8 protein-coding genes are annotated in these 12,616 nt (G+C 44.3%); all 8 read left to right on the forward strand.

Annotation, left to right across the window (positions count from 1 at the left end; translation table 11 throughout):
• Nucleotides 1-4 precede the first annotated feature (4 nt).
• The 8 genes from J8Z24_RS21720 to J8Z24_RS21755 all read left to right on the forward strand — a co-directional run bounded on the left by J8Z24_RS21720 (nt 5) and on the right by J8Z24_RS21755 (nt 12,558).
• A complete protein-coding gene (locus J8Z24_RS21720; protein WP_252096036.1) occupies nt 5-1,624 on the forward strand; it encodes a phage tail protein in 1,620 nt (539 codons plus the stop codon).
• 280 nt (nt 1,625-1,904) lie between these two features.
• Nucleotides 1,905-4,931: a DUF4815 domain-containing protein gene (locus J8Z24_RS21725; protein ID WP_252096037.1), complete on the forward strand. Its 3,027-nt coding sequence runs from the start codon at nt 1,905-1,907 to the stop codon at nt 4,929-4,931.
• 17 nt (nt 4,932-4,948) lie between these two features.
• The gene (locus J8Z24_RS21730) at nt 4,949-6,160 is read left to right on the forward strand and encodes a hypothetical protein (protein WP_176033171.1); all 1,212 of its coding nucleotides are present in this window, start codon (nt 4,949-4,951) and stop codon (nt 6,158-6,160) included.
• A 42-nt stretch (nt 6,161-6,202) separates the two neighbouring features.
• Nucleotides 6,203-10,006 (forward strand): DUF4815 domain-containing protein, encoded by a 3,804-nt coding sequence (locus J8Z24_RS21735; RefSeq protein ID WP_252096038.1) that lies wholly within the window; start codon nt 6,203-6,205, stop codon nt 10,004-10,006.
• 95 nt (nt 10,007-10,101) lie between these two features.
• Complete coding sequence (locus J8Z24_RS21740) at nt 10,102-10,527, forward strand: hypothetical protein (RefSeq protein ID WP_147390438.1); 426 nt, start codon at nt 10,102-10,104, stop codon at nt 10,525-10,527.
• A gap of 3 nt (nt 10,528-10,530) precedes the next feature.
• On the forward strand, nt 10,531-11,418 hold the full coding sequence (locus tag J8Z24_RS21745; protein ID WP_125251869.1) for a hypothetical protein: 888 nt from the start codon (nt 10,531-10,533) through the stop codon (nt 11,416-11,418).
• A 146-nt stretch (nt 11,419-11,564) separates the two neighbouring features.
• Nucleotides 11,565-12,191 (forward strand): hypothetical protein, encoded by a 627-nt coding sequence (locus J8Z24_RS21750; RefSeq protein ID WP_128730760.1) that lies wholly within the window; start codon nt 11,565-11,567, stop codon nt 12,189-12,191.
• Nucleotides 12,192-12,348: 157 nt separating this feature from the next.
• Nucleotides 12,349-12,558: a hypothetical protein gene (locus J8Z24_RS21755; RefSeq protein WP_125251867.1), complete on the forward strand. Its 210-nt coding sequence runs from the start codon at nt 12,349-12,351 to the stop codon at nt 12,556-12,558.
• Nucleotides 12,559-12,616 lie beyond the last annotated feature (58 nt).

The raw sequence follows: 12,616 nt of genomic DNA on the forward strand, positions 1-12,616 counted from the left end.
TGAGATGCAAAATTCTTTTATTGATATTCAAGGGTTAGTACCGGAAAAGCTGCGAAATAAGCCGCTATTTAAAGACGTGATCGACGCCCTAGAACATATCTATTTTGAGCGGACAAACAATGTTCAAGAACATTTGGAAGCAATTAGGGATAAGTACGCCACTTACTTAGTGCTAGCCAAACAACCTGCCTCAGACATATTTCAAATCACAGGTTACCCAAACGACACCATCATTGAACCCAGTGTGTACATGGATGAACCGCTGATTAAACGACAAGTCGCTGAATTGAGTTTTGGCACAGGTACACATCAATTCATCGCACAAGCACTATCACTAGAGCCCATCAGCCACATCGTTGCCGATGAGGCAGTCGAATACATCAAGCAAATTACACCGTTACAACGCAACATGAAAGAGGGCTATTTCGAAGAAAATGCCCTATATGAAATAAAGTGTGCTGCACCTGTACGTTTTGAGTATTTGGGTTTGTCTCATGGCCATCCAGTTCCAATTGATTCCATCAAATGCGAGACACTGGGCTTAGTATACCAATTCAACGACTTACGAAACTCCGACTTGTATGCGTTAGAACCGGGTTTTAAGTACCGAATTCAATCAGCTGCCGAAGGGTTTGAGTGGGTTATTCAAGGCAAAAAATACACCCAAGAAGACCTTGACCTAAGTCGCAACCGAAACAGTCAAATTATTTCTGAGTTCGGGTATCAATATCTCACCGATGCGTTGAACATGAGTCCTCTAGATGTAGCACTGGTGCGCTCATTTTTAACGGCCATTCACCAGCTAAAAGGCTCCAGAAAAGGGGTTGAGCTGATGCTCGATTTGCTTGAGCTTAAAGAATACGTACAACTGTTTGAGTGGTGGGAAGATGATCCGACAGGCGAAACTGCTGATGAAATGACCTATCGCGTGGAAGTCGATCTGACCAAAGACAACGATAAGTTGACAGGCAATGCACTGCAAGCACTGAGACTCTTTTTGCGTCAATACGTTTACCCGGTGATGAGTGACTTTGCACTACTCATCAATTTTGTTGATGAAAAACTACGCACCGCATACAACATTCTACCTCATCAAACCCTCGATGGGACAGTACAATCACCACTGGTGTTGGGGGTGCATTATCGCGCAAATCATACGCTCGAAGGAAGTGTCGCCTCTCCAGTGATGCTAGATGTCAGAGGTCTATTGGAGCGTGAGTACTTAGCCACCATGACGAGTATTGTACAAGACTATACTTGCTCAGTAAGTACAGAAATTAACACAGCCGTCAACGTGCTCACAGACCGAGAAATTCCAGGTGCCACATCAACAAGCGTGTTGTTTGGCATGGCAGGTGTCGGACTCAGTCAATTTTATGGCTATACTGTCAGCCCTATTGTTACCAGTGTGGTTGGCTTGGTTCATCAAGATTTGCTTGGCTACACGAAAGAAAGAGAACAGGAGCAAACCCTTACAGTCACACTTAATGCCAACATCGTAGGCACAAAAGGCATAGTAGCACAGACACTTAGAAGCTCTTTACCCTCACCTTTAATGTGCATGATAGTCGGACAATTGGACCGAGAGTTTTCGGGTAACATACACAGTGTGCCGCCAGACTAGCCGAATCATGTATTGTGAATGAATAAAAAGCATCAGAATTAACATGTTAGGTTCTATGGTACGTACATAAAACCATGACGATAACACATGGTAGCACTGAGACAAATTCGCTAATTGGTTTGAAGCAAGAGTAACAGTCTATATTCTTTTTTCACTCCTTTTCGCTTTACGCTAGCGCCACATTGTACAACAGTGGTAGTATTAACACAGACTTATGTCTTGAGACTTGTAGGTGGCCTATCCCAAACGCCACCAAAATGAAAATTGAGGGGATTATTCCATGGCTATAACAGGCATTGTGACCAATAAAGGTCTTGCCGAAGCTGTAAAGGCATCATCGAACCAGGGCTGGTCGATTTTCCCAACACGGTTTGGTATTTCGGCACAAGACGGGGAGTTGAGTGCAAAGCGAACTGATACAAATGTCACTTGGTATGACGCACACATCACAGATCAAACTGTGGTTTCTGAAAATACCATTCAGTTTGTTTGTACAATACCTCCACAGGTAACCGAAACAGATCAGCACATCAAAGAGATTTACCTGTTCGGTGAAAATCCAGACGAAGGGTCGGAGTTTTTGCTGGCGATCGGTCACCCAAGCGATAACGTCACTTATTTTAAAGATGGCTCTATCACGCTGCGCATGCACGTCACGCTTGCCAATATTCAAGCATCACAAGTATTTGAATTTAAATACACAGGCCATCGCTCGATTGAAGAACATAACACCGATGCAACCGCTCACCAAGAATTATTCGGCACGCTCACCGATCAAATTAAAGCGCTGGGTGAAACTATCCTAGTGGATGGTCAGCTTGCCAGTGGTGGCTCTATGTATATTGATCGTGCAACAGGACGATGCAAAGTAGATTCAGCGCGTTTTTACCACAAGGGCGTACTTTACACGGTGCCTGCAGGCGAAGTGATCATACCTTTGAGTGGCGTGATGGGAGTGGGTGTTTGGCTCTCAACCGATACAGACACACAAGAGAAAACGCTAAAATGGGGCACTCGCCATCAAAGCGCTGGCACGCGTTACTATGAAATTCATGTTGTCGAAGATGGTTATCTCAAAACGGTTGTAAAAGGTGAAATTGTACAAGAGCCAGTGTCTAGCGCCATTGTTCGTTATGACAGAGATGCTAATGGCTCTTATGTGGTCAATGGTCTAAAAGCAACAATAACCGAAACCGACGATAGTTCTTATGTTATTCAAGTTTCTGAAGGCAAAGCCCATATCGACGGCACAGAAATAAAACAACATAAAACCGTTGAGATAAAAGAGTACTTTGACCCTGATACCGCGCCGGTTGCTGCCGAGCGACATACATTTAAGCCTGATGCTAAGGGAATTATGGGTGTATCTCTTTTTGAGCAACCCGTTGCAACTGATAAGCCTATTAGGGTTGATTACACCAAACAGCAAGTATTCCGAGTGCTAAGAGGCCAATTTAGCGCTACACGTGACTTTGTTGTAGAAAACCCTACTAAAATAATCGCCGTATATGGTGACGGCCGACAATACCGTGAAGGCGTACACTTTGACATATCTGGATCTTTTATAGACTGGTCTAGAAGTGGAACTCAAGCGCCTACGATGGATGCGCACTATTTCATCGAAGTCCAATTTACCAAAACAAAAACAGTGCCCACCAACGACATCAGTGCAGCCGGTTTTACATTGCAAGATGCGGTCGAAGATTCCCACTTCTTAGTCAGTTATGAAACGCTACTACCGAGAAAAGACTTGGTTATCTTAAACCGCACAGGGCAAATAGAACGCGTTAAAGGCAAAGGGGACACTCGTTCATTGACTACCCCAGCAGTACCGGCCGGCGCCCTACAGCTTGCTGAAATTCGCCACCATTGGACTGCGGGAGTTAACCCTCAGATCGAAGACTCAGGCGTGGTGGCACTCAAAGCGTCCGAATTAAACGAAATGCGCAACCATATTTCACAACTGTTTGATATGTTGGCTGTTGAGCGCGTTGAACGCCTTGCGAACTCGGACGATCCACGTACTACAAAAGGTATGTTTGTTGACCCATTCATCAGCGATGACTACCGTGATGGTGGCGCTACACAAACCGCAATGGTCGATGCACAGAACCAAGAGCTCACCTTGGCATTTGATGTCAATACCATAGATACCAAGTCAATCAGCCAAGAAGATGCACCACAGGGTCTAGCCTGCTTACCGTATACTTTAAAAGAAATTGTCTCTCAAAATGCCAGTACAGGGGCCATGAAGGTCAATCCATATGCGGCATTTGACCCAATTCCACCGAAGCTGACAATTTCTCCGGCGATCGATAATTGGACAGTACAAACAAACCTAAGAACTTCCATTAGTCGTACCGTCATTGCGTCGCGTCAACGTATGCGCGCCTCTGATTTCAGACAGCGTTTTGGTAGTGGTAGTGTTGCCACAGTCACTAATTCTCGAAATGTGAGCTCATCCACGACCATGCGTGTAGAAGATTTGCCTAACTTACGTAGTCTGCGCGTTAGCTTTGACCTGCAAGGCTTTAAGCCAGGTGAAGCGGTAAGAAATATTCGCTTTGGGAGCAAAGATGTAACAGATTCTATTGGTGAATACGGCCTCCCAGCGGTTGATAAAACACTGCTAATTGGCGACAACAGACGATTAGATACACGCCCACTGTTTGAAGGCGCACAGCATGCAATCCTTAACTGGGAGCGCAGCAACCCTTCTACTAATGGGCAAGTTGGTAATGAAAGTTCTGCGTGGTCTGTATCGAACGGCCATCTTCAATATCGATTTAATTCAACCTCTTGGGCAATGCTGCTTTCAACCAATACATTTGATAACTTTGATGTAACCGCCCGTTTCACAGGTCTTGATAACGACAATGACCGCATGGGTATCGTTATTGCTCGGATCAAAGTTGACGGTAAAGAGCATACCCTCAGTGCTGTTCGAAACCAAGACAAAGGCGAGAACGATTTGCGCTGGGCCATTATTAAAGATTATCGCTCAGCCGATGCTACTGAGATTTCTCGCTCAAAAAATACCGATGTGCGTAACAATAATGGGGCGGCTTGGTCTGCATTCCCTGAAGGGATGTTAGTCCGCGTGCGCCGTCAAGGTGACATCATTGAATGTTGGACTAGCGAGGCTGGAGAAAGTGAGCTAAAAGCGTCATCTAAATATCTGATTGATTTAAGTAAGGACTCCCGCCTAGCGGTATTTAGACGTCCTTGTTCATGGGGTCTGGGTTCATTTAGCCAACAAAACCGTGCTGAGGTTATCAGCCACACAAACCATGGCAACTTAGGCTAATAAAGAGAGAATGAGACATGTCTAACACATTGATAGCAGATCACAACGGGGCTGTACGCGGCTCATTCCAAATTCCATCAAATGTGCCCGCGGGTACCTATGATGTAACAGTGGAAGGTAACAAAAATAGCAGTGCAGCAACGACCTTTACCGGACACGGGCAAGCTGAGGTTACTCAAGTACAAGATGTGATCACCACATCACTAACACAAATTACGCGCTACGACCCATTAGCACAAACATTTACTTTTGATCGTACATTGTATCTAGCTGCAGCCGATGTCTGGTTTACCAAAGTAGGTGAAACCGCACTAACTGTGGACATACGCACGACAGAAAACGGCATTCCGACACAAACTGTATTACGTCGCACACGTGTTGAAGCTCATACGATCACCACACAAAACAACACCGCAACACGCATTACCTTTGACCCTGTGCTGTTAGAGCGTGGTGTTGAATACTGTATTGTGCTGATGTCTGATGATCCGAACTATGAAGTTGAAGTGGCCACATTAGGCGACTATGACGAAAGGGCTGACGCATGGGTAACAGCGCAACCATTTCAAATTGGTGTGCTATTAAGCTCAAGTAATGCCGTGACTTGGACGCCGCATCAAAAAACCGACCTACGTTTTACGCTGCATGAAGCTGAGTTTACCTCAACCACAAGAAACTATAACTTGGGCGAGTTTGATTTGTATGAAGCAGATCTGGTGCAAACACAGTTTAACGCCATGCGCCAAGATGCAGAAACCGACGTTAACCTCGTGATGACCTTGCCGAGCAATCGTGAAGTGCGCTTGAAAGAAGGCTCATTAATCACCCTAGGCGAGAAGGTAACAGGTCGTGCGAAGGTCAAGGTGGAGCTATCAGGCACCAAAGGTAAAACTCCACAAGTTCTGGCACCGATTACTATGGTGGGTGCTGGTGTAAAAGAAAAAGGTATTTATATCACCCGTCACATCAGCTTAGGCGAGCATGTCGATGTTCGTGTTGGATTTGATGCTGCGACAGGCCTTGACTCAAAAGTGACAGCGTACTACTCAACGGGTTCACAATGGCTGGAACTGCCATTAGTAGAGCAAATGTCGCTGGGCGGTGGTTTTAGCGAGCGACGCTACGAATTAAATGATATCTCGGGTGAAACTATACGCATTAAGCTAGAACTTGAAGGTACCGCAAATGATGTACCGCGCGTACGCCCTTTACGTGTGACCGTAGTTTAACTCACACACATCCGAATGAGACTTGTATAAAGGAAAATTGAAATGGCAGTTATTGGCGTCATAACGAACGAAGGTCTATCAAAGACGATTAACGCAGCCAACCAACAAGGTTGGAACATTAACCCAACACATTTTGCTATCAGTGCAACAAAAGGTGATTTAAATTCGTCACGCGATGGCGAGTCTACCAACGAAACTTGGTATGAAGCCCCCATAACATCACGACGTGTGATCAGTGAAAACTCTATCGAATTCGTCTGTAATATTCCTCCGAATGCAACTACAGAAGATATGGATATCGGTGAAGTTTATCTTTATGGTAGCGTCAGCGAAGACGATAATATTCTAGCTGAAGAACCGTTTCTACTGGCGCTTGGTCAACCTTCAAACGCCTTAACGTATTATTTTGAAGGCTCAATTTCACTGCGCCTTGTGGTAACACTAACCAACATTAATATCTCAGAGTTATTTGAGTTTAAATATGAAAATACACTCGATATTGATGACCATAACATGGATGCCGACGCCCACCCTAAATTAATCTCTGCTATTGCCCAGTGGGTTAAGGGTCTAGGTAACGCGCTACTACGTAACGGCCAATTACTCTCTGGCGGTTCATTGCATGTGTCACAGCCGATTGGCGATGATATTAAGCTACGCGCTGATGCTGCTGCAATCTATATCAACGGTGCCGTGCTATACGTGCCGCAAACTGCTGAGCCAATTTCAGCGAGCCACAATGCTACCTTTAAATTTGGTGTCTGGGTTGATAATTCAGGCGCAGAGAATGTCGGTGGCTCAGAGCTTACCTCTCCAGACGCATCAGTTAAGTGGGGACTCGATTATGTGCAAGATAATGTGGGCGACTTCTACCCTGTCTATACGGTTTCTAACGGTAAACTACTGGAAGAGGAAGCACTACTATCCGATGAAGCCAAAGAGCTAGTCGCACAAATTGTGCGCTATGATGTGGATGCCCATGGTGATTATGCTGTAAATGGCCTTGATGTGCGCTTACATGAGTTTAATACCGATGTAGATGGTGATCTCACCGACCCACTGAAAGATTCAACAACATTTGTTATCTCAAGTGGTCGTGCCCATGTCGGTGGCAGAGAAATTGATTTACGCCACGATAAACGTAGCCGCTTCAAAAACAATGCAGTTACTTACCTGACGCAAGGTGAAAGAATAGCTTTTCACCCAAACAATGATCCCGATAAGAATACAAACCGACTAGACCTAGACTTTGGTCCTGTATATCAAATTGAAGTTGTTTATGGTGAAGTGAGTTTACGCAACAAAAAAATAATCCGTACTACTGAAGGTATTGACCAGCTTGGTGTAAGTGCTGTTACTTCAATTGAAAAGATATACATTGGTTCTGGCGAAAGCGAAGTTATCTTTGAAGAAGGTACACATTGGGACTTTCTAGGTAACCAAGAAAGTAACTCGACGATAAAATGGCGTTCTGTTGACGGTGTTCCTGGTCCTCAGGATTCGTATTATGTTGACCTAAATCACAATGAAGAGATCACCCATGCAGTGAGTATTTCCGGTGACCGTAAAGCAATAGAGATCCAAAAATCATTTACAACTGATGAAACTCCAGATGGCCTCGAAACAAGCCTAGTGCCTGGTACAGAAGTTCAGATCGACTACCAATGGCGCGTACCTAGAATCGACCGTTTGTATTTAAACAAAGATGGTGAGTTGATAATGAAACGTGGTGTATCATCACCTTTCGCCAAACCAGCATCTCCAGCGCTGCCTGACAACGTGCTATCTCTTGCTGAAATTTATCACACTTGGTGGGAAGAACCTGATGTTAAGCGTGATGGTGTAAAAGTAGTACATATGAGCGATCTAAATAAGATGCAGCAAAGTATTGTTGACTTATACGATTTGGTGTCATTAGAGCGCTTAAAAAATGATACAAGTCGCCAAGCACCATCAGCCACTCATGGATTATTCGTTGATCCTATGCTGGATGACGACATGCGTGACCGAGGTCTAGAATCGAATCTAACAAGCAATAAAGTGGATGGTATTGAACAAATAGCACAAATAAATCCTGCTCGTGAAGAGCTTGTGCTGCCTATTAATATGAAACCAAACTCTTTAAATACATCTAAAGAAACCAAACCATGGACTCTTGATTATCAGCATACGGTACTCATTGATAAGGGACGTCCTGTCGAGCAGGTTGAAAAAACGGGGAGTATGAAGGTAAACCCTTACTCGGCGTTTAAACCTATTCCGGCAAAAATGACGCTTATCCCTGCCGTTGATATTTGGACAGAAAGTAAAATAGAACTAAAAGATGGTCCGCCGCTTAATAGTACTGTTGTAAACCATGGGGTATATGGCTTTAAGTTTAGAGGTAATGTAACTTCACAAAAAGTAGGCTCAACTTCTCGTGCCGCTGAGTTTTTACGGGAGCTGGACGTCGAATTTACACTAGAAGGCATGCTGGAAGGGGAAGGAATTCAAGCCTTAACCTTTGATGGTGACGTATTGCCAGTTGTCTCTATTGACGGCAGTACCCCGACGATTGCAGACGCTTCTGGCGTACTCAAAGGTAAGTTTAAGATCCCAAAAGAGACGTACCCTGCAGGTCGAAAAGCAGTAACAGTGAAAGGCACAGGTATTGGTGGCAGCGAGCCAACTGAAGCAGAAGCGTCATTCACGGGTAAGGGCACCATTACAACAGAGGAGTGGCAAACTAAGTTCTCTGGAGGTTTCCAACGCTGGGATCCATTAGCGCAAACCTTCACACTTAATGAGAGCCACTTTATCTCAGGGGTCGATATTAAAATTACTAAACGCGGTGCTAAGCAACTCGTGCTGCAATTACGTAATACGACTGTTGGTATTCCAGATAAAACATTAGCTGAAGTACGGGTAAATGCTGACGAGTTAATTGAATACGACAGTGGACTTTATGCTTCTAAAGAAGATCCCCTGATCGATGGTAAACCGCAATCTTATAGCAAACCTGAGGATTATGGCTGGACACGTCTGACTTTTGACCCAACTTATATTGAAGCGGGCCAGGAGTATGCTTTTGTTGTATTAACCGATGATGCTGACCACGAAATGGCGATTGCAGAGCTAGGCGGTGTCAACGAGAAGCAAAAAGTGATCACGGAGCAAGCTTACCAAATTGGTGTCATGTTATCGTCATCCAACGCAACAACTTGGACGCCACACCAAAAAGCAGATTTAACATTCCGCTTACTCAGAGCTGAATTTACCTCTTTGGAAAAAGAGATTAATTTTGGCGAGTTCGAAGTTGAAAAATTGTCTGATTTAATGGTAGCAGGTGGTGCAATTCGCCCTTCTGATAAATCAAATATTAAGATCAACTTCACGACGGAAGAGAATGTCACCTACGAACTCGACGAGAATGTCCCGTTCCGCTTGCCTAATTCATTTACGGGTAAAGTTAATGTTTCTGCGCGTTTATCGTCAGACAGTCACTATAGATCACCATTAATGTGGCCAGAAGCGCTGATGATGATTGGCTCACAAGCATCTAAAGCCCTCTACTGTACACGTACCTTTATGACTGGCGCTGCCGAGTCAACGTTGCGAGTTACCTTTGAAGGCCAATTTAAAGGTGATGCAAGCGTACAAGTATTTTACGCTGTGGATCCAAGTGCCAGTAACATCACTTGGATTGAAATGACATCCCCTGATGAAAAAGCGCTTGGTATAGACAGAACTGAGTATACCTACACGAAAGAGAACTTTGAGCATACCTCAACGCAAATAAAGTTAGTACTTAATGGCTCGGCACTTAACCGACCGGTAGTATCAAACTTACGTGCAATGGCTTTCTAATATAAAGCCCCGAGCAACGCAACAACTGGGGCGTCTCACTGAGTGAGCCGCCCCTTTTTGTCTAGAAGCCACAACGTGAAACACAGAGGCCTGTCATGGCATTATTGAACGACTTTAAAATCCTCAAGGGCGGCGGTGGCGGTGGTGCCGCATATCGTCGTGAAGATATACTCACCTCAGGAGTCATAGCGCCAAAACAGTTTGAAAGCCTAAGCGTCAAAATGGGCCAATCAATCACGCTCACCAAGCTTGAGGTCAGCGCGCCATGCTTGATCAGGATATTTGGTAAAAAAGACTTTTCTGACCCAAATCCTTTTGAGTTTTTAGCTTACCCAAGTTACTTAAGTTATGAGGGCGCGGTATGGGACACACTCGGCACTGTCTGGGGTAATAACCGCTACCCGACACTCATCAACAAAGATGAGTTCCCAAATAACAAACTCTATTGGCACATCGCCAACCCCAGTGACGACCCGATACAGATCACGGTTGACTTTGGTTGGTTAGTTTTAGAGGAATAACGCATGTTTTATATTGACATACAAAGAGAAACAGAGCGCCGTTACTCAGCTGAAAAATTCATGCCCTTTAAGCACCGTACCGAACAAACAGGAAAACAGGGCGGTGTATATGATGTCTTAGATTCATATATGTTTGCAGCGATAAAAAAGCTGCCGATGGCCGGTACGTATTTAATCGTTGAAGATGAAGGCAACCCGCCATTAATTTCATACCGCTTGTATGGCCATACCGAGTATTGGTGGATGCTAATGACCTACAACAGCCTCGTTAGCCCCATGCAACTCAAAGCGGGTGTCAGTATAAAGTATCCCATACTTTCAGAATTAGAAGCTTTATACGCAAAGCTAGCAGCGCGAGAACGTCACCCTAACGTTAAAAAAGTTGCAGCATCGACACCGCAAACCACAGGAAAAATTGGTGATCCTGATTCGCTCAACCACATTATTCCAAGTGGTAATGGCAATACCAACGCCATGTTACTTAGAGCGTACGCAAGTTTTGCAGCCCAAAAGTACGATCTCGCTTATGCTATCATTGATGATTTTCAAACAACCGAGGGGATCAATATTGATAGTTCTTCTGGTATTGATCACACCCCCTATAAGGTTGATATGTCTGCAGGGGGACGCCGTGCGCCGGTTTTGACGACGGTAACCCATCATTTGCTTGATGCTGCAAACGGGAACGCAGTTCATATCGCAATGCTACCCGACACTGAAGGCCTGAACATCGAATACAGTTTAGATGGCGGCACAACTTGGGAAGCGTTTAACAAAGGCGTTATTTTCACCAAGGGCGGTGATCATATTACCCTGAGGTTTATCTATAACCCTAGTGCTGGGGCGTCAATGAAACGTGCTTTCAACGGATATGTTATTGTACATAATTAGTAATGTATTGGGAGGCAGTACAAAAGCCTTCATACTGCAATAAATATGCAATTCTAGGTATTTTTCAGCAGTGACTATCGCCTTAGAATTAGCTAAAATTGTACAATAGTAGAGAATGAGACTTGTAAGTTGGATATCATTTAAAGATGACCATACATAGAAAGACGATAACTGTTCCCGTTAAAACAGGCAGTCGCGATCACCGTCATAGTAACCTAGATGTGTTAGACAGTTTTCGTACGGATCAATACGGAACATTAAAATTCAACAGTAAGACATTGGTTGATAAAGAATTTTTAGAGAGTTCATTACGTAAAAGAGAGCTGTTGCAGCGGCCTTATGTCGTCGTCAGCTATTCAACTCACTTGTCACTGACTTCAGGTTTACCTTATTTAAACCTACTCACCTTTAAAGAGGGTAATGAAGTAAACGGGCAAGAAAGCCATAATTGTACAATAAGACCATATGATGCGGTCATGCATATTAATCAAAGTAACGCAGAGCTGGTCACCAATAGTGTAAACATCACCAGTGACAGTCAACCAGATGGAAAAGCCCATCAACTTTTGATTACGACCATCCCATCGTATGAAGATCAAATTGTAAAAGTGTCTCTTGATAACACAGACAGTTGGTATGTCGTTGCTCAAGACACGCCAATTGACATACCCAATGGTGCAAGTTCGTTACGAGCAAAACTATCGATGCCTCAAAGCAAAGACCCCGCAGATACAGAACGTCCGATCTACGGTATCTACATTCTGTATCGATGAGATTTGAAGGCGTTCAAACCACCGCCAGATGTTAGAGCAGTGGTGTAACGCGAGCATCCAAAAGTGCACGCTAGAGACTACGGCCCATGGTGATGGTAAACGCGAATGCTAGCTGTGAGTGAGACAAATAGCGAAAATGATTAATTAGGAGTTTGATATGGTGATCTCAACACACCGTTTAGGGCTAGCTGCGTTCATGAAAATGCAAGGTTGTAGCCTAGAAAAATTTGAAAATCGTCGTTTTTTCTTTGCAACAGAAAAAACACTGACCGATTGGGAAATCGAATATAGCAATTCTTGCTGTTATCGACATGACCTTGAGCTTTGTGAACTACGTAAGCTCTACCCTACAAGCCCTCGAGGTTAAGTAAGTAGGCGCTGGAAAGGTGGCAAGTATAGATTGCCGCCTTTGTTTATGAGCATGC

The organism is Pseudoalteromonas sp. SCSIO 43201, assembly GCF_023716725.1.
GTDB classification, from domain to species: domain Bacteria; phylum Pseudomonadota; class Gammaproteobacteria; order Enterobacterales; family Alteromonadaceae; genus Pseudoalteromonas; species Pseudoalteromonas peptidolytica.

Bases quoted from the DNA above. Each gene is read 5' to 3' on its own strand.
- J8Z24_RS21725 (WP_252096037.1), top strand. From the start codon at position 1,905: ATGGCTATAACAGGCATTGTGACCAATAAAGGTCTTGCCGAAGCTGTA.
- J8Z24_RS21735 (WP_252096038.1), top strand. From the start codon at position 6,203: ATGGCAGTTATTGGCGTCATAACGAACGAAGGTCTATCAAAGACGATT.
- J8Z24_RS21750 (WP_128730760.1), top strand. From the start codon at position 11,565: ATGACCATACATAGAAAGACGATAACTGTTCCCGTTAAAACAGGCAGT.
- J8Z24_RS21740 (WP_147390438.1), top strand. From the start codon at position 10,102: ATGGCATTATTGAACGACTTTAAAATCCTCAAGGGCGGCGGTGGCGGT.
- J8Z24_RS21720 (WP_252096036.1), top strand. From the start codon at position 5: ATGCAAAATTCTTTTATTGATATTCAAGGGTTAGTACCGGAAAAGCTG.
- J8Z24_RS21745 (WP_125251869.1), top strand. From the start codon at position 10,531: ATGTTTTATATTGACATACAAAGAGAAACAGAGCGCCGTTACTCAGCT.
- J8Z24_RS21755 (WP_125251867.1), top strand. From the start codon at position 12,349: ATGGTGATCTCAACACACCGTTTAGGGCTAGCTGCGTTCATGAAAATG.
- J8Z24_RS21730 (WP_176033171.1), top strand. From the start codon at position 4,949: ATGTCTAACACATTGATAGCAGATCACAACGGGGCTGTACGCGGCTCA.